Raw genomic sequence first — 15,520 nt, forward strand, 5'->3', positions numbered from 1 at the left:
CATGGCATGGCTAGTAACTGGAGGAGCCGGCTACATCGGCTCCCACGTAGCCCAAGCACTCATGGATGACGGCCACGACGTGGTGGTCATCGATGACCTGTCCAGCGGCAAGCTCGGATTTGTGCAGGAAGGCGCAGCCTTCGAACAGGGATCCCTGCTGGATACTGGTTTCCTTAAAGACGTCTTCGCACGCCACGACGTGGCCGGCGTGATCCACTTAGCGGGTTTCAAGTACGCCGGCGTATCGGTTGAATGGCCGCTTCACACCTATTTCCAAAACGTCACCGGTACGGGAAACCTGCTCGCCGCCATGGAAGCAGCCTCTGTACGGGCGATCGTTTTTTCCTCGAGCGCCGCCGTGTATGGGAACACTGACGTGGATCTCGTGACCGAATCGACGCCCACGAGGCCGGAATCTCCCTATGGCGAATCCAAGCTCATTGGTGAGTGGCTCATCGCAGACCAATCACGGGCAACCGGGCTTCGCCATACATCCCTCCGGTATTTCAACGTTGTTGGCTCCGGGATTCCGGACGTGGTGGATGTCAGTCCGCACAACCTGTTCCCCTTGGTCTTCCAAGCGCTGAAGGATGGCGCAACGCCGAAGATCTTTGGTACCGCCTATGCCACGCCGGACGGCAGCTGCGTCAGGGATTACGTCCACGTTGCCGACGTTGCCGCGGCCCACGTGGAAGCTGCCCGGAAACTCCAGGAGGGCGTTGATCTTGAACCCGTCTACAACCTTGGCAGCGGTACCGGGGTATCTGTCCGTCAGATCATGACCGAAATGGCCTCTGTGACGGAGATTCAGTTCGCTCCACAGATTTGCGCAGCCCGGCCCGGCGATCCTGCCCGGATCGTCGCTTCCGGCGAACTGGCACGCCGGGACATCGCCTGGGAACCGAGGCATACGCTCCGGGACATGATCTCCAGCGCCTGGGCGGCAGCCGGGAACCAGAAGTTATCCACCCACTAGCACTGCAACGCACTATCCCAAAGGAACATCATGATCGACGCCCCGGAACTGCTGGCTACCGTCACGGCTACCAGCAAGACCACCATGGAAATCAACCTCAACGCCGCCATCCAGGCTGCGGAGCAGCGTGCGCGCAATGAAGGCCGCTGCGGGATCCTGGTCACGCGGCTGGACTATGCGTCCTACACGGTGGAGCTCTCACCGGACGTGCCCTACGGCTACACCTATGAGAAGCATGACGCCTGAGACGAAGGGATCGCGGGGCACGCCTCGCTCCACCCGCCGGCGCTTCACTGTTCGAATCCGTTCAGCGGATTCGGCCAGGATCCTCTTGTCATGCGTGCTGGTCGGCTTCAGCCTGGTGCTGGGGCTTACGCCGGGTTGGGCTTCGGAGATCAACGGCTCCGACATCAAGATCAGTGTTGACATTGCGCCGCGCACACAATGTAGCGGCCAGTGCCTTCCGAACGGACTCCCCGCGACGGGCCTCGACCCCGTAGGGGCCCTCGTGGCTGCCGGGCTCTGCGGCGGGACCGGGGTGCTCCTCCTGTTCGTCGGGCGCGGGCAAGCCGCTACGCGACGCCTTCCCACGGGCGGCTAGGCCAAGGACGCGACATCATGGATGCACGCCCCGCCAAAAGGTACAAAAACCCCTTGCTGGGTGCCAATATTCCGTGTAAGTTTACGTAAACATTCTTAAGAATCTTTGCACCTGGTTACCTGAATCACCTGCTTCGGTGCGCACAGCCGCGCATCGCCCAGCATGCCCACCCACCCTCGAGGCAACCGCTCACAGCGGGCGGGGGAGGGTGGAATTTCGCCCAACTGGACTCCGTATACGAGCACGGAGTCCGCCCTGGCGCTTCCCTTACCGACACCTCAGGATATGAATCTCCCCCGCATTGCAATGAAGGAGCAAGACGATGAGCAAAACAAGCTTGATCGTAAGAATCTCAGCAGTTGCCGCTGGCACTGCCGTACTGGCCGGCGTGGCCGGAGCCGCACTGGCTGAAGAAAACCATGGCGACCAGGACGTCGACGTGAACGTGGCGATTGCGCAGATCGATGAGCCCGGAATTCTGGCCATGAGCGTGGCAGGAACCACGGCCACCCTGACCGAAGCCGGATCGTCTCCCACCGTCCGCCAGTTCACGGGTTCGCTGCCCACGGTAACGGTGACTGATACGCGACTCCCGGACCAGATCCCGGCCGGTGCCGGCTGGTACGTCATTGGTACATCCACCGACTTCACGGGAACCACGGGCCAGCCGGCGATCGGGGCTGGACATTTGGGGTGGTCCCCTTCGCTGATTGACGGTGGTGAATCGGGGCAGGTTGCCGAGGGCGACGTTGTGGAAACGGTCATGGACTCGGGTGCGGACGCAGTGGGCCTGGTGGACCAGGAATTGCTGGCCCTGGCCCTGGACTCAGCCGCGGTTGCGCCTGAAGGGCAGTGGACCGCAACGGCCGGATTGTTCCTCCGTACGCCGGCTACCGTCGCGCCCGGCGACTACACCGCGAACCTGACGTTGTCGTTGTTCGAGTAGACGCATTGGTGGTCCGGCTCCTGGGGGAGCCGGACTATTTTTGTGTCCAGTATGAAAAAGTTGCAGAGAAATGTCCTGACTGCCGAATACAAGGAGCGCCCATTGATTCCCGAAATAGCTGGACTTCCTTCCCTTGGGTGGACGTCATCGCCCAGCCACGCGAGCTACGACGACGCCGAGGGAACACTCACGCTCACGGCAGCGCCCGGCGTCGATTGGTCCAACGACTCGCTCGGGGGCGAACAGCAGCACCGGGCCTCGGCCCTGGCTTTCACGGCTCCAGCGTCGTTCTCGTTGTCGGCCAGGGTCATGGTGGCCTCGCCACGCACAACGTTCGACGCCGGTGTGCTGGCTTTGTGGACGGACAGCGACCACTGGGCCAAGCTCTGCTTCGAGTACTCTCCGCAAGGGGAGGCCATGGTGGTCAGCGTGGTGACCAATACCTACTCTGATGACTCGAACGGTCCGGTGGTGACCGCACCGTGGGTCTACCTGCGGGTCAGCCGGGTGGGTCCCGCTTGGGCGTTCCATTCGTCAACCGACGGGCGGGACTGGTCCTTTGTCCGTCTTTTCAGGCTGGACACCGACAAACCTGTCCGCGTTGGGTTCATGTCGCAGGCGCCCATGGGGGATAGCTGCGAGGCGCGGTTCGACAGCATCAAATTCATAGAGACAGCGCCGGAGAACCTCCGCGACGGCAGCTAGCCCCCGGCCGCGCTGCCCGTTCTCCGACGCAGACTGGCTGCCTCAGGGAATCGCAGGCACGGCGGTCGCCGTCGCGACCGGTGCGGGAATAGGCAGGATGGCCGGTGCCGGTGCCGGTGCCGGTGCCGGTGTGGTGGGCGGCGTGACGGGTTCGACAGGTGCCGGTGTGGTGGGCGGCGTGACGGGTTCGACAGGTGCCGGTGCGGTGGTTGGCGGTGCTGTTGGCGTTACCGGCGGTGCCGGTGCGGTGGTTGTCGGAGTCGTTGGTTCCGTGGTTGGCGGCGTTGTTGGCGCTACAGGCGCGGTGGTTGTCGGAGTCGTTGGTTCCGTGGTTGGCGGAGCTGTTGGCACACCCGGCGTTGCCGGCGGTGACGTCGGACTAGACGCAGGCGGTGTGGTTGCCGGTGTGGGGGCGGCTGTCGGTGACGGGGGAGTGGTTGGCGGCGCGAACGGTATCGGTGGGTCTGTGGCCGGCGGTGTGGATGCCGGTGCCGGCGGTGGAGTAGCGGGACCGGCGGCAGGTGTCTCTTGGTTCCCAAGCGCGGTGGTGGGCGACCATTGCGGCACGTTCCATGCCGGCGTCGTATCTGTCTGCTGCGCGAAGCTGGTCAGCCGCAGCGCATTGACATGCGCCTCAAATGCCAGGGGTACCAGGCTCCACGCTGACGGATCGGCCAGTGTGCCGTTCACGATGGTTTCAAAATGAAGATGGCACCCGGTGGACGCGCCGGTTGAGCCAACAAGTCCTACGACGTCGGCAGCCAGGACCGTTTCTCCCTTGCGCACTGCGACGGACTGCAGGTGGTTATAGGTGGTGACCAGGCCGCTGCCGTGGTCTATTTCCACCCGGTTCCCTCCGCCCCAAGGATGCCAGCCGACCTCGCGCACGGTTCCCTCGTCAGCGGAATGCACCGGCGTGCCACAGGCTGCGGCGTAGTCCTGTCCCGTATGGAATTCTCCGGCGGAACCCGTCATGGGGTTGGTGCGCTGCCCGAAGGGCGAACTCGGATGGAGGTTCACCAGCGGAGAAATCAAGGTCCCTGGGCCAGGCCGGGCCGGTCGGCGGGACGTGTCACCAGCGGTTGCGCCCCATGAGCCGCCGCTGAAGGAACAGGTGCCGGGTGCTGACAGGCTTTGGGAGCCCAGGAAGCCCGCGATCTCCTCGGCCAACTGCCGGTATTTGGTGTAGTGGTCAGGATCTTGGTTCCGCTGCACGCGGTGGATGGCAATGCTGGAAGGCAGAGCCTGCCAGTCCTTGACGTCTTTCAGGGCCAGGAAGAAGCTGGTTGCGCTGACAAAGGGATCCATGCGATCGGCGGAGGAGCCCCAGGCCCCATTGGCGCGCTGCTGGAACAGGCCCCGCGAGTCCGGCCCTGCGGCGTCACCGTAGTCCTTGCTCTCCAGGGACGATTCGCCAAGTGCGGCCTGAATGCCAAGGATCCGGGCATCGGCGGGCAGGGCCAACTCTTCCGCCGCCGCCACAATGGCGGAGGCGTTCCGGAGTTGGACGTCTGAAACGGGGCCGCCCGCTGGGAGCGCTCCGCGCCCGGTGTTCGTTTGCCCGCACAGCAGCGCCCCTAAGCCATCCGAAGATGCGAAGGTGGGTGGCGTCGTCGTGGAGGCGCTTGAGGCCCGAAATGCGGGCTCGTTCGCGGAACCCCTGGATCCTGCTGGGCTCCCTGCTGCCGCCGGAGCGGGTTCAACGGTGTGTGCCTGGGCTTGCTCTGCGGAGGGGTGGAGAGTCTGAACAGCACCCGAAGGGAAGCTGCCGATCAAGGTTGCGGCAGTGAGTACTGCCAGGGGCAGCGGGATCCGGTGGCGGGTCCGGGTGGCGGGCGGAACGTGGAGCGGGGTTACGCGGTGGTGGCCGTCAGAATGGCCGGTATTCACGGCGCTCACCGTTAGGGGCGGGGTCTAGCCCGGCCAAAGAGTTGGAGGTCGACGACATTGTCTTGATCCGATCCGGGTATGTTTACGTGAACATGATGTCAACGTAAACATACCGCCGACCGGTGGAGTGGTCAAGACTTATGCTGCTGGTGGACTGACAATTCCAGATCGATAAATGCCGCAATCATGGCCCGGTACATTCGCTCGACCACATCCGGCGCAGCCCCGGACTCCTCAGCGATTGAGCGTACCTTTGCAATGACCTTCTCGACTCGATCAGGCGCCTGGACGGCAGCCCGATCCGCCTTGAGCTTGCCGGCCTCCTCCACCCAATGTTGACGCCGGGAAACAAGCCCCACGATCTCCCGATCCAATTCATCGATCTCCGCGCGAATACTCTCAATGTCCAGGCTCGTCATCCCACCAACCCTACCCATGCCCTGTGGAAATCCGGATGCTTAGGTAAGCCAAACAAGGTAAGTTGGCATGGTGATTCCCTCCGTAAAACCTGCCATTGACCGCGCCCCCGGAGTCTCAAAGGAGATCGAGGACGCGGCCTGGTATGTGCTCGGTCCGGCGCTGCAGGGGAGACCTTCGGCGCTGGACGGCGCGACGTTGACGTGGACCGCGGATGCCGCAGGAGAGTTGCTCGAAAGGCTTGAGCGCGGGGTTGAGGACTCCAAAGCGCCCATGATGACCAACCTTCGGCAGAACCTGGACGGCGCGTCCAGGGAAGCCAAGCTGCTTGCCGTGGAATTGCTGTTCCTGCAGTCGCTGCCGCTCGCCCATGAGGTCAAGTCACTCAGGGTGAAGCGCGCCCGCGTTGCCGAAGCCGCGTCCTGGGTTGAGCCTGCCATCGCCTTGCCGGATGAGCTCTACGAGGGCATGACGGACCATGGAGTCATCCGAGACCGCACTGCCGAATTCAACTGGACCATCTGGGACCACTTGAAGTGGCTGTGCCGGTTTGTGGCCCACGTCGACAGCCAAAACACCGACGCCATCAACCAGGCGCTCGCGGACCCCTTGGCATTCCATGAGCTCGCGGCAGCAACGCCGGAGGACCAACCCGCCCTGCGCCGCAGCATCGAGTACCTGGTGTGGCCCAGCTATTTCGAACCCGTGGTGGCGGACGTGGAACGCCAGGAAATCCGGGACGCGTTTGCTTCGCTTGTGGGCGGTGCCAAAGGTGACTCGGACGAGGACATCACCGCGGACATCCACCGCATCCGCCTGCACCTGGACGAGCAAGCCGGGCAACGCATCGACTGGTACGCCCGCCAACTGGTGAGCCAGTGGCGCAAGGTGGGAGACCCGGGTCGTCGTTCCTGGCTCCTGCGCACCCATCACGACAATGCGGACCTCCTGGCGGCCTGGGTAGCCGAAGAAAAGGCCACCTTGGACGTGGAGCACCTGCGTACGCTCACCGCGGGGGTTACGGCAGGCGTGGTCCAGCATGCAGTGGACGAGGATTACAAGCACCTTGGCTATGTGGAACGGGAGGACACCAAGACTGCCGTCTTCGCCTTCCTTACTGTCATGAAGCCCGGCGACCTCACGCTCTACCAGCACACCGGACGGGTACGGGTTGGAGTGGTCCTCGGCGAGCCCGAACACCACGAAGACAACCGCCGGATCCGCCGCAAGGTCCGCTGGTTCGATGACAGTTATGCCATCCCCGAGCTTCCCCGCCACGCCCAGCGGCAGCTGTCCACCCCCGGCATCCTGGTGGATGTCACCCGGGTCATCCAGGCACTGCAGGAACTGCTCCCGGTAGAAGCTGAAACCGACGGCGAGGACGAAGCCCCGCCCACCGCCGTCGTCGAGGTTGTCCAGCAAGGCTTCCGGCCCCTGACCGACCAGTTCGCAGCGTCCCTTCACATGGACCTCGAGCCGCTCAAGGAGATCGCGGAACTACTGGAGGAGAACCGGCAGCTGGTTCTTTATGGTCCTCCGGGCACCGGCAAGACCTACCTTGCCAAGCACCTCGCCGCCGAACTGGCGGGAGATCACACCGACGAACGCGTGAAGCTGGTGCAGTTCCACCCGTCCTATGCCTACGAGGACTTCTTTGAGGGCTACCGGCCGGACAAGACCGACGACGGCCAGGTGTCCTTCAAGCTCGTCGCCGGGCCGTTGCGCCGGCTAGCCGAGGAAGCCGCCAAACCGGAAAACGCGCACAAACCGTACTTCCTCATCATCGATGAAATGAACCGCGCCAACCTGGCCAAGGTGTTCGGCGAGCTCTACTTCCTACTCGAATACCGGGACGACCGGATCTACCTGCAGTACAGCCCCAACGAGCCCTTCAGCCTGCCTGACAACCTTTACATCATCGGCACCATGAACACGGCGGACCGCTCCATCGCCATGATGGACGCCGCCATCCGGCGCCGTTTCGCGTTCATCGAACTGCACCCCAACGTCGAACCGGTCAAGGGATCGCTGCGGCGGTTCCTGGAGGCACGGGGACTGGACACTCTCAACGCGGACCTCCTGGACGCGCTCAACGCCGCGATCGATGACTGGGACCGGGACCTGATGATCGGGCCGTCGTACTTCATGAAGAACGCCGCCCAGAATCCGACGGGCCTGCGCCGGATCTGGAAGTACGAGCTCATGCCGTTGCTGGAGGAGCACTACCACGGGCAGCTGAACCGGGCACAGCTGGAGGAGCGCTTCGGCCTGGACCAGTTACTGGGACGTCTTGCAGCCCGCTAAAGCCATCCCACCCAGGCCGGGCCGGGCACCAGCCAGTGCTGGCCGGGCCGCGGCGCCCCGGCACATCGTCATGGACGAGCTCTCCGGCGGCGTGGTGGACAAACTCGATCCCGAATCCGCAGCGTTCATCAATGCCAGCGGCCTGGCCAAAGCTTCTCCCATGGGCATGGGCCTCTACAGGATCGAGCCAGTGGGCAAAGTGGGCTCCGTCCGCACCCCCACAGTTCAACTGGAAGTCCGGCCCAAGGACCGCCTTGGCCTAAGCCGCCTGCTGTTCCTTCTGGGCTACGCCGGGGAACAGGGTTTCCGCGACCATGCGGTGGAGGCCGTGGAGCATCCGGACCTGTGGAGCGCCTTGGCTGAGTCGCTGGCGCAGTTGGCGGACCGGGCCCTCAGCCGCGGCGTCCTGCAGGGCTACCTGACGGTGGAGGAATCGCTGCGGACCGTCAAAGGCCGGATCCGGATTTCGGACCAGATCTCCCGCCGCCCCGGCATGATGGTGCCGCTGGAGGTGTCCTACGACGAATTCACCGAGGATATCGCCGAGAACCGTATTCTCCGTGCCGCGTTGGAGCGGATGGGAAAGGTGCCGGGGGTACGGCCCGACGTCCTGAGCCGTATCAGGCAGCTCAAGGGAAAGCTCGACGCCGTCACGCGGCTTCAGTCCGGAGCACCGCTGCCGCCGTGGCGGGCCAGCCGGATGAACCTCCGGTACCACCCTGTGCTGAGGCTGTCCGAAGTGATCCTGCGCAATGCCTCCGCCGAGGCGGGCGAGGGCAAGCAACAAACGGCGTCCTTCGTGGTGGATATGGCCCAGGTGTTCGAGGAGTTCGTGGGGACCGCGCTGCGCGGAGCCATGAGCGCCCATCCCGGGGAGATGCGACTCCAATACGGGGCGCTCCTGAACGAGGCAGTCAATGACTCAGATCGCCTGACGGTCCGCCCCGACGCCGTGCACTTCCTTGGCGGCCGCCCCGTGGTGGTCTACGACTCCAAATACAAAGCAGCCTCCGACGCCGGGGCCTCGCTCAGTGCCGACCATTATCAGTTGCTGGCGTACTGCACCGCGCTCCGGGTCCCCACAGCGTGGCTTGTGTACGCCGGTGCCGGGGAAGTGAAGCTGCGGCGAATCCTCAACACGGACATCGATATCGTGGAGTACCCGCTGGACCTGTCGCTGCCGCCGTCGGAGATTCTTGCGGCGGTGGCGGACCTCGCTGAGCAATCGTGGGGTGAAGTAGTACGCCAGGCTGTGGCGGGCCGGTCGGCGTCGGACTAGCCTGAGACTTAAACCGTTGGCGACAAGGAGGCATCATGGCCGGCAAGAAATCGTGGCGCGACATGAGTAAAGGTCAACGCATTTCAGTCGTGGTCAGCGGAGTGCTGAACCTGGCTCTGCTGGTGGCCGCGCAGCGCAGCATCGCCAAGACCCCGGACTCGAACATCAGGGGCAAGAAGGCCGTCTGGCGCGCAGTGTCCTTCATCAACTTCTTCGGCCCGGTCAGCTATTTCCTGTTCGGCCGCCGTCGGGATGCAGCAGGGTTGAACAGCTAAGTTCAGGCGGGCATTTTCACCGTAAAGGTGGTGCCCCGTCCCGGTTCGCTGGTCAGGGTGATGGTGCCGCCGTGGGCTTCAACGATTGCCTTGCTGATGGGCAGCCCAAGGCCGACGCCGGGGATGGTGCTGTTACGGACGCCGCCGGCCCGGAAGAACTTGGTGAACGCCTCGGCCTGCTCCTCCTCATTCATGCCCATCCCAGTGTCGGTGACCCGGCAGAACACGTAGTCTTCGTCCTCCCAGGCCGCTACTTCCACGTCGCCGCCGTCGGGGGAGTACTTGATCGCATTGGATACCAGGTTGTCCAGAACCTGGGCGATGCGGGAGGAATCAACGTGTGCTTCCAAGGCGTCGGGGAGGTCCATGGAAAGCCGAATGCCGGCTTTGGCAGCCCGGGGTTCGGCGGAGGTTACGCTGCCTCGCACCAGCTCTGCCACGTCCACTGCGTGGGGCTGGATGACAATCTGGCCGGATCTGACGGCCAGGAGGTCGGAGACGAGGGTGAGGAGTCGTTCGGCGTTGCGCCGGACAATGTCGAGCTGTTTGCGGGACCGTGCATCCAGTACGTCGGGATCATCCAGGATCAGTTCCACGTAGCCCAGGATGGAGGTCAGCGGAGTCCGGAACTCGTGGGACACGTTGGCCACAAAGTCATCCTTGGCAGCAAGCGCGTTGACCAGGTCCGTCACGTCGCTGAAGACCACTACGGAACCGGCGAACTTCCCGTCGTCGTCCACCATGGGACGCGCGCTGGTGGTAAAGGCGCGCTGCTCCTGTCCTGCTCCGAGCCACACCAACTGGTCAGTAAAGCGTTCACCGAGCACCGCACGCCGCACGGGGCGGCGGTCCGTGGGCAGCGGCGTGGTCCGGTCAGTATCAAACACCAGCAGCTGGGATTCGTTGGGGTCCTCGTTGTCCGAGGGGGTTGCCAGGGTGTGGGTTTGGCGTTGGCGGCGGTTCATGAGGATGTCATGCCCGTTGCCGTCCACGGCCACGACTCCCAGGGGCAAGGCCTCCATGACGGTGTTCAGGAGCCGTTCCTGCTTGGTGCTGACATCCAATGCTTCCTTGAGTGCCTCGTCCTTTTGCTCCATGGCGCGTTGCTGGCGCACCATGCTCAACGTCAGAACGCTGACGGAAACTCCGATCCCGAGAATCAGGATGGGGAAGAGCAGCGGTTTGGTCAGGGCCTGTTCGGTGACGTCACCACGGATAAACAAGGGGATCCACACGATACCCAACGGGCCGAGGAACGACAGGGCGATGGCCAACTTTGGATAAAGCCCCGACGCGCACAACCAGATGACCGGCAAGACCACCAAAACGCTGACGCCGGTGAGTGCCTCCTGGCCGCCCTCGCGACCGAACGAGATCGACACCATGTCCAGGATGGGAATGCTGAGGAAGCTGGCAAAGGGCAGCCGGTGCCACGGGACAATGACGCACAGCGCCAAAAGGAATGCCTGGCTGAGCAGGAATATCAGGAAGAGGGGGTTTTCCAGCGTGGCCGGGAAAAACAGCCACACCAGGATGGCCGAAATACAAACACAAACCGATAGGGGCAGCTGGCTGAGGACTACACGCATCCGCAGGGTATGTTCGTGGAAGGAGCGTTGAAAAACCAAGAGTTTCTTCTTTTCACCAATATCCCAAGTCGAAGGGTGGGTCATGGCACATCCACCACGGATGCAGAAGAAAGTCGGTTCATGAGATCAGCCTAACCATAATGGATATACTTCTGAGGTTATCGAAGGGGCTGAGGGGCTGCGATGAGTGAAGTACGTGTGGGGTTGGTCATTGAAGATGACCAGGATATTCGGGAACTAGTACGTGTGGTCCTGTCCCAGGCGGGATTTGATGTGCACACTGCGTCCACGGGATCTGCAGGTGTGACGTCAGCCCGTGAACTGAACCCGGACGTCATTACCCTGGACCTGGGCCTGCCCGACATCGACGGCTTCGAAGTAGCACGCCAGATCCGCAAGTCCTCCGACGCCTACATCATTATGCTGACGGCACGCGCTGAGGAACTCGATACCCTCATGGGACTCGAAGCCGGTGGTGACGACTACCTGACCAAGCCGTTCCGACCCCGCGAACTGCGCGCCCGTGTCGAGGCCATGATGCGAAGGCCCCGCGCGTCGTCGGACACCAAAAACGTTCCGGAACAAGTGGACCCCGAGGTGAGCCACAACGGCTTGGCCGTCTCGGCCGGCTCCCGGACGGCGGTCCTCAATGGCGCCGAGCTGAAGCTCACCCGCACCGAATTCGACCTCCTGCTTGCCTTGCTGGAGACGGGACGGATTGTGCGGACCAAGGCAGACCTCGCCCGTCGCCTGCGCAACGAACCGTACGACGTCGGCAGTTACGTCAGCGACGCGGACGAACGTGCCGTTGAGGTGCACATGGGGAACCTGCGCAAGAAACTTGGCGACAGCATCCAGGCGCCCCGCTGGCTTGAGACGGTCCGCGGCGTCGGCTACCGGCTGGCTCCCGCGAACAACAACTAAGCAACCCGCAGGGGCTCCGCCGCGATCACCGGGTGATCGCGGCCCAGGTTGCCCAAACCGTTCGCGCCCTGCGGCGAGCCCAGTTCCTCGAAGAACTCCACGTTGGCCCTAACGTAGTCGGCCCATTCATCCGGGACATCGTCCGCGTAGTAGATCGCCTCAACGGGGCACACAGGATCGCATGCCCCGCAGTCCACACATTCAGACGGGTGGATATAGAGCGAGCGTTCGCCCTCGTAGATGCAGTCCACGGGGCATTCCTCGATGCACGCTTTGTCCTTGACATCAACGCAGGGCTGGGCGATCACGTAGCTCATGGCTCGCTACACACCCGTGTAGACGGTCTTGCCCCACGTGTAGAAGTCCAGGGCGGACCTGCCTTGCTCACGGAAGGTATTTGTTGAGGAGTCCTTCACGCCGCCGAAAGGCACGTTGAGGTCCAGCCCCGCGGTGGGGCGGTTGACCTTGACCACGCCGGCCTGCGCCCGTGCGGCAAAGTCCGTCGCGAGGGCCAGTGAGTCCGTGCAGATGCCGGCGGTGAGGCCATAGCGGGAATCGTTGATGGCAGCGAGGCCGGCCTCGTAATCGGGCACCTCAAGTACTGCAACCACGGGACCGAAAATTTCTTCGGTGACCGCGGCGTCGTCGAATGCCAGGTCAGCCAGAACCGCGGCCGGGAAGAACAGCGGACCGTTCGGGTCGCCGTCGTGGCTTCCGTGCAGGAGCGTTGCGCCGCGTTCGACGGCGGTACGCACCGCGGCCTGGTCCTGTTCGAATTGCTGCCTGCTCACCACGGCGCCCATCCGGGCATCCGGGTCAAGACCGTCTCCGGTGCTGTATGCAGCGGCCTCCTGGACCAGTGCGTCCAGGAACGCAGCGCGGATTCCCGGCGTCACGTACACGCGCGAGGTTGCCGTGCAGGCTTGTCCCGTCAGGCCGAAAGCACCTGCCGCCACCACCTGGGCAGCCTTGCGGGCATCGGCGTCGTCGAGGACCAGGACACCGTTCTTGCCGCCCATTTCCAGCTGGACCCGGGCACGGCGGCCGTTCAGGATCTCCTGCAGTCCGAGGCCCACATTGGTGGAGCCCGTGAAGGACATTCCGGCGATGCGCGGATCCCGGGCCAGGGCATCACCCACCACGCGGCCCTTTCCGTGCACCACGTTGAACACGCCCGCGGGCAGTCCGGCGTCCTGGAGTGCACGGGCCAGGTGGGTTGCCGACAACGGCGTGAGTTCAGCCGGCTTGATGACCACGGTGTTCCCGCTGATCAGGGCCGGGGCTGTCTTCCATGCCGGGATGGCGATGGGGAAGTTCCACGGGGTAATGAGGCCGATGACGCCCAGCGGCTCGCGGCGTGTGGTGATGGTGGTGTCCGGCAATCCGCTGGGCAGCACCTCACCGGTGGCGGCCCAGCCGAGGGAGCCGAAGAAACGGAGGACGTCAGAGGCCCGCTTGACCTCGCCTTTGGCCTCGGCCAGGGTTTTGCCTTCTTCACGGACCAGGTCCTCGGCGATGGCAGCCTGGCGTTCGATCAACAGGTTGCCGGCAGCGATGAGGATGGCGCCCCGCGACGGTGCGGGCATGGCAGCCCAGCCCGGCTGGGCTGCTGCGGCTGCCGTGACGGCGGCGTCAAGGTCCCCGGCAGTACCGCTGGGAGAGAGTGCGGCGAGCTCTTCCGGACGGGCCGGGTTCATCCGCTGGGTGTCGCCTTCGCCCAGCCATTGGCCGTTGATGAGGTGTTGTGCGGTGATGCTGGAGTGTTGTCCGGGGTTGGTATTCACGGCAAGGGTGGTTTCCAGGGCTGTGGACGTCATGGCGTTTCCTTTGAAAGTAGTGGGGTTAGAGGCTGCGGATCAGTCCGCCGTCGCACCTGAGCGCGACTCCGGTGATGTACGACGCCGGCGCGCTGCACAGGAACGCGGCGGCCGCACCGAACTCGGCGGGTTCTCCATAGCGGCGTGCAGGGATGGTCTTGCGGGATTCGAGCTGGATGTCTTCCATGGTGGTGCCGCGTCGTTTGGCGGCGGCTTGGTCCAGCTGGGTGACACGATCCGTGGCGATCCGGCCGGGCAGCAGCAGGTTCACGGTGACTTCATCCAACGCCACTTCAGCGGCGAGCGTCTTGAGGTACCCGGCCAGGGCAGCGCGTCCGGTGTTGGAGACGGCGAGGTTGGGCAGCGGAGCGACGACGCCGCTGGATCCGATGGCCAGGATGCGGCCCCAACGCCGTTCCCGCATCCCCGGAAGGACGTGCGATACCAAGGCGTGATGGGGTTTGACCAGGAGATCGAAGGCCGCGGCGATGTCGTCCGAACTCAAGGTCGCGGCGGCGCCGGGCTTGGGGCCGGGACCGTTGAGGACCAGGATGTCGATGGGTCCCAAGTCCGCCACGGTCTGTTCAATGGCGGACTCGATGCCTTCGGCAGTGGTGAGGTCGGCCTCGATGGCGACGGCGTCAAAACCGCTGGTACCCAGTGAGCCAGTCCCGTACGCAGCCTGCAGTTCCCCGACGATCTCCTTGGCGCGGTCCCTGCGGCGGCCAACGATCGCCACCCGTACTCCCTCGGCAGCCAAGGCACGCGCCACGGCCAGGCCCAGCCCACCCGTGGACGCAGCAATCAACGCGGTCTTGCCGGCAATTCCCAGGTCCATCAGAAGCTCCCCACTGTTGTTTTCGCGGTCTCCAGCGCCGACGCTGCTTCGCCCAGGTGCGTCCCCATGCTGGTCCGCAGGTTCTCGGGGAAGCCCGCCGCTGGCGCCCGGACGCCCGGGTCCTTGATGAGGCCGCGTTCGCGCAGGCATTCCTTGCGGATGGCCAACGCCACCTTGGCCTGCTGCTCAAAGTTGATCAGCGGCAGGTAGGGCAGCAACTCGCGTTGGGCGGCCTCGTAGCCGTCCTCTTGCCACGCCCGTACACAGGCGATCAAGGCTTCGGGGTAGGAGAACCCCGTCATGGCGCCGGCCGCACCGGCCATGAGTTCGTCCAGCAGGCCCTGCCCGCCAAGACCACCAAAGATGGAAACGCCGACGGCGGCACTCAGCTCCGCGATCGCGACGCTGGTGGGCGGCGCTTCGGCCTTAACGGCGATCACGTACTCGCAGGCGTTGACCACGGAGATCAGCGCGGACGTCGCGATGCTGACACCGCTGGCCAGTGGGTAATCCTGCAGGACCACCTTGGCGCCGGTAGCACGGTGAATGGCCTCCAGATGGTCAATCACCGTCCCAGCTTTGGCAGAGTTGGCCTGAACCATCACGGCCCCGAGCCGGCTGCCGGCCACTTCCTGGGCTGCAAGTACTTCCTCGATGGCAGTGCGGGTGGCCAGGGCGGTCACGCCAACGACCAAAGGGAGCGAGGTGCATTCGACCACGGTTTCCAGGACATCCCGGCGCTCCTCGGCCGTGAGCGCGGCTGCTTCGCCGAAGACGCCCAGGACGGTGAGCCCGGTGGCGCCGATGGCTTCGTAGTGCTCCACAAGCCCGGCCAGACTGTCCAGGTCAACGTCCAGTGTGCTGCCTTGGAACGGTGTGGCTACGACGCCCCACACGCCTGCAGGCAGGGATTCTCTGTTTTTGGGCGCAAAGGATTGCGTCATGGTTGGTTCCTTTCA

Annotated in this window: 16 protein-coding genes; 9 read left to right on the plus strand and 7 right to left on the minus strand. The window is 64.1% G+C overall.

Annotated elements, in window-relative coordinates:
• Window position 1: 1 nt before the first annotated feature.
• The 5 genes from galE (at window position 2) to J3D46_RS10260 (ending at window position 3,228) form a co-directional block, all read left to right on the plus strand.
• Window positions 2-976 carry a UDP-glucose 4-epimerase GalE gene (galE, locus tag J3D46_RS10240; RefSeq protein WP_253466790.1) on the plus strand — a complete coding sequence of 325 codons (975 nt, stop codon included), beginning with the start codon at window positions 2-4 and terminating at the stop codon, window positions 974-976.
• Between the two features lie 30 nt (window positions 977-1,006).
• Entirely contained in the window at window positions 1,007-1,222 is a 216-nt protein-coding gene (locus tag J3D46_RS10245) for a hypothetical protein (protein WP_089593971.1), read from the plus strand.
• Window positions 1,212-1,577, plus strand: coding sequence for a hypothetical protein (locus J3D46_RS10250; protein WP_253466793.1), 366 nt, complete (start codon window positions 1,212-1,214; stop codon window positions 1,575-1,577). The genes J3D46_RS10245 and J3D46_RS10250 overlap by 11 nt, the downstream gene beginning before the upstream one ends.
• A gap of 322 nt (window positions 1,578-1,899) precedes the next feature.
• The gene (locus tag J3D46_RS10255; RefSeq protein ID WP_089593973.1) at window positions 1,900-2,523 is read left to right on the plus strand and encodes a hypothetical protein; all 624 of its coding nucleotides are present in this window, start codon (window positions 1,900-1,902) and stop codon (window positions 2,521-2,523) included.
• A 102-nt stretch (window positions 2,524-2,625) separates the two neighbouring features.
• Window positions 2,626-3,228: a DUF1349 domain-containing protein gene (locus J3D46_RS10260; protein ID WP_253466796.1), complete on the plus strand. Its 603-nt coding sequence runs from the start codon at window positions 2,626-2,628 to the stop codon at window positions 3,226-3,228.
• Window positions 3,229-3,270: 42 nt separating this feature from the next.
• On the opposite strand, the gene J3D46_RS25085 is transcribed toward J3D46_RS10260, so the two are convergent.
• Both J3D46_RS25085 and J3D46_RS10270 read right to left on the minus strand, forming a co-directional pair.
• Window positions 3,271-5,118, minus strand: a complete 1,848-nt coding sequence (locus tag J3D46_RS25085) for a peptidoglycan DD-metalloendopeptidase family protein (protein ID WP_253466799.1) — start codon at window positions 5,116-5,118, stop codon at window positions 3,271-3,273.
• 131 nt (window positions 5,119-5,249) lie between these two features.
• The gene (locus tag J3D46_RS10270) at window positions 5,250-5,537 is read right to left on the minus strand and encodes a chorismate mutase (RefSeq protein WP_253466802.1); all 288 of its coding nucleotides are present in this window, start codon (window positions 5,535-5,537) and stop codon (window positions 5,250-5,252) included.
• 67 nt (window positions 5,538-5,604) lie between these two features.
• On the opposite strand from J3D46_RS10270, the gene J3D46_RS10275 reads away from it, so the two are divergent.
• The 3 genes from J3D46_RS10275 (at window position 5,605) to J3D46_RS10285 (ending at window position 9,393) form a co-directional block, all read left to right on the plus strand.
• Entirely contained in the window at window positions 5,605-7,839 is a 2,235-nt protein-coding gene (locus tag J3D46_RS10275) for an McrB family protein (RefSeq protein ID WP_253466805.1), read from the plus strand.
• Between the two features lie 70 nt (window positions 7,840-7,909).
• Window positions 7,910-9,118: an McrC family protein gene (locus J3D46_RS10280; protein WP_231343003.1), complete on the plus strand. Its 1,209-nt coding sequence runs from the start codon at window positions 7,910-7,912 to the stop codon at window positions 9,116-9,118.
• A gap of 35 nt (window positions 9,119-9,153) precedes the next feature.
• A complete protein-coding gene (locus J3D46_RS10285; protein WP_231343000.1) occupies window positions 9,154-9,393 on the plus strand; it encodes a PLDc N-terminal domain-containing protein in 240 nt (79 codons plus the stop codon).
• 2 nt (window positions 9,394-9,395) lie between these two features.
• Here J3D46_RS10285 and J3D46_RS10290 read toward each other — a convergent pair whose 3' ends face one another.
• Window positions 9,396-11,066: a cell wall metabolism sensor histidine kinase WalK gene (locus J3D46_RS10290; protein WP_253466811.1), complete on the minus strand. Its 1,671-nt coding sequence runs from the start codon at window positions 11,064-11,066 to the stop codon at window positions 9,396-9,398.
• 99 nt (window positions 11,067-11,165) lie between these two features.
• Here J3D46_RS10290 and J3D46_RS10295 point away from each other — a divergent pair, with 99 nt between their 5' ends.
• The gene (locus J3D46_RS10295; RefSeq protein ID WP_231342993.1) at window positions 11,166-11,906 is read left to right on the plus strand and encodes a response regulator transcription factor; all 741 of its coding nucleotides are present in this window, start codon (window positions 11,166-11,168) and stop codon (window positions 11,904-11,906) included.
• On the opposite strand, the gene fdxA is transcribed toward J3D46_RS10295, so the two are convergent.
• The 4 genes from fdxA to J3D46_RS10315 are packed head-to-tail and all read right to left on the minus strand — an operon-like array spanning window position 11,903 to window position 15,505.
• Window positions 11,903-12,223: a ferredoxin gene (gene fdxA, locus J3D46_RS10300; protein ID WP_253466814.1), complete on the minus strand. Its 321-nt coding sequence runs from the start codon at window positions 12,221-12,223 to the stop codon at window positions 11,903-11,905. The two genes, J3D46_RS10295 and fdxA, sit on opposite strands and share 4 nt — an antisense overlap.
• Before the next feature lie 6 nt (window positions 12,224-12,229).
• The gene (locus J3D46_RS10305) at window positions 12,230-13,723 is read right to left on the minus strand and encodes an aldehyde dehydrogenase family protein (RefSeq protein ID WP_253466817.1); all 1,494 of its coding nucleotides are present in this window, start codon (window positions 13,721-13,723) and stop codon (window positions 12,230-12,232) included.
• A gap of 25 nt (window positions 13,724-13,748) precedes the next feature.
• Window positions 13,749-14,561, minus strand: coding sequence for an SDR family oxidoreductase (locus J3D46_RS10310; protein WP_231341221.1), 813 nt, complete (start codon window positions 14,559-14,561; stop codon window positions 13,749-13,751).
• Window positions 14,561-15,505 carry a dihydrodipicolinate synthase family protein gene (locus tag J3D46_RS10315; protein ID WP_253466820.1) on the minus strand — a complete coding sequence of 315 codons (945 nt, stop codon included), beginning with the start codon at window positions 15,503-15,505 and terminating at the stop codon, window positions 14,561-14,563. Before J3D46_RS10315 ends, J3D46_RS10310 begins: the two co-directional genes overlap by 1 nt.
• Window positions 15,506-15,520: the final 15 nt, after the last annotated feature.

The sequence above is a fragment of the Paenarthrobacter sp. A20 genome (assembly GCF_024168825.1).
Lineage (GTDB): Bacteria > Actinomycetota > Actinomycetes > Actinomycetales > Micrococcaceae > Arthrobacter.

What these genes read in the sequence shown, in the direction of transcription:
- J3D46_RS10255 (WP_089593973.1), top strand. Translation starts at nt 1,900, where the DNA reads ATGAGCAAAACAAGCTTGATCGTAAGAATCTCAGCAGTTGCCGCTGGC.
- galE (WP_253466790.1), top strand. Translation starts at nt 2, where the DNA reads ATGGCATGGCTAGTAACTGGAGGAGCCGGCTACATCGGCTCCCACGTA.
- J3D46_RS10290 (WP_253466811.1), bottom strand. Translation starts at nt 11,066, where the DNA reads ATGACCCACCCTTCGACTTGGGATATTGGTGAAAAGAAGAAACTCTTG.
- J3D46_RS10305 (WP_253466817.1), bottom strand. Translation starts at nt 13,723, where the DNA reads ATGACGTCCACAGCCCTGGAAACCACCCTTGCCGTGAATACCAACCCC.
- J3D46_RS10275 (WP_253466805.1), top strand. Translation starts at nt 5,605, where the DNA reads ATGGTGATTCCCTCCGTAAAACCTGCCATTGACCGCGCCCCCGGAGTC.
- J3D46_RS10310 (WP_231341221.1), bottom strand. Translation starts at nt 14,561, where the DNA reads ATGGACCTGGGAATTGCCGGCAAGACCGCGTTGATTGCTGCGTCCACG.
- J3D46_RS10295 (WP_231342993.1), top strand. Translation starts at nt 11,166, where the DNA reads ATGAGTGAAGTACGTGTGGGGTTGGTCATTGAAGATGACCAGGATATT.
- J3D46_RS10250 (WP_253466793.1), top strand. Translation starts at nt 1,212, where the DNA reads ATGACGCCTGAGACGAAGGGATCGCGGGGCACGCCTCGCTCCACCCGC.
- J3D46_RS10270 (WP_253466802.1), bottom strand. Translation starts at nt 5,537, where the DNA reads ATGACGAGCCTGGACATTGAGAGTATTCGCGCGGAGATCGATGAATTG.
- J3D46_RS10280 (WP_231343003.1), top strand. Translation starts at nt 7,910, where the DNA reads ATGGACGAGCTCTCCGGCGGCGTGGTGGACAAACTCGATCCCGAATCC.
- fdxA (WP_253466814.1), bottom strand. Translation starts at nt 12,223, where the DNA reads ATGAGCTACGTGATCGCCCAGCCCTGCGTTGATGTCAAGGACAAAGCG.
- J3D46_RS10285 (WP_231343000.1), top strand. Translation starts at nt 9,154, where the DNA reads ATGGCCGGCAAGAAATCGTGGCGCGACATGAGTAAAGGTCAACGCATT.
- J3D46_RS10245 (WP_089593971.1), top strand. Translation starts at nt 1,007, where the DNA reads ATGATCGACGCCCCGGAACTGCTGGCTACCGTCACGGCTACCAGCAAG.
- J3D46_RS10315 (WP_253466820.1), bottom strand. Translation starts at nt 15,505, where the DNA reads ATGACGCAATCCTTTGCGCCCAAAAACAGAGAATCCCTGCCTGCAGGC.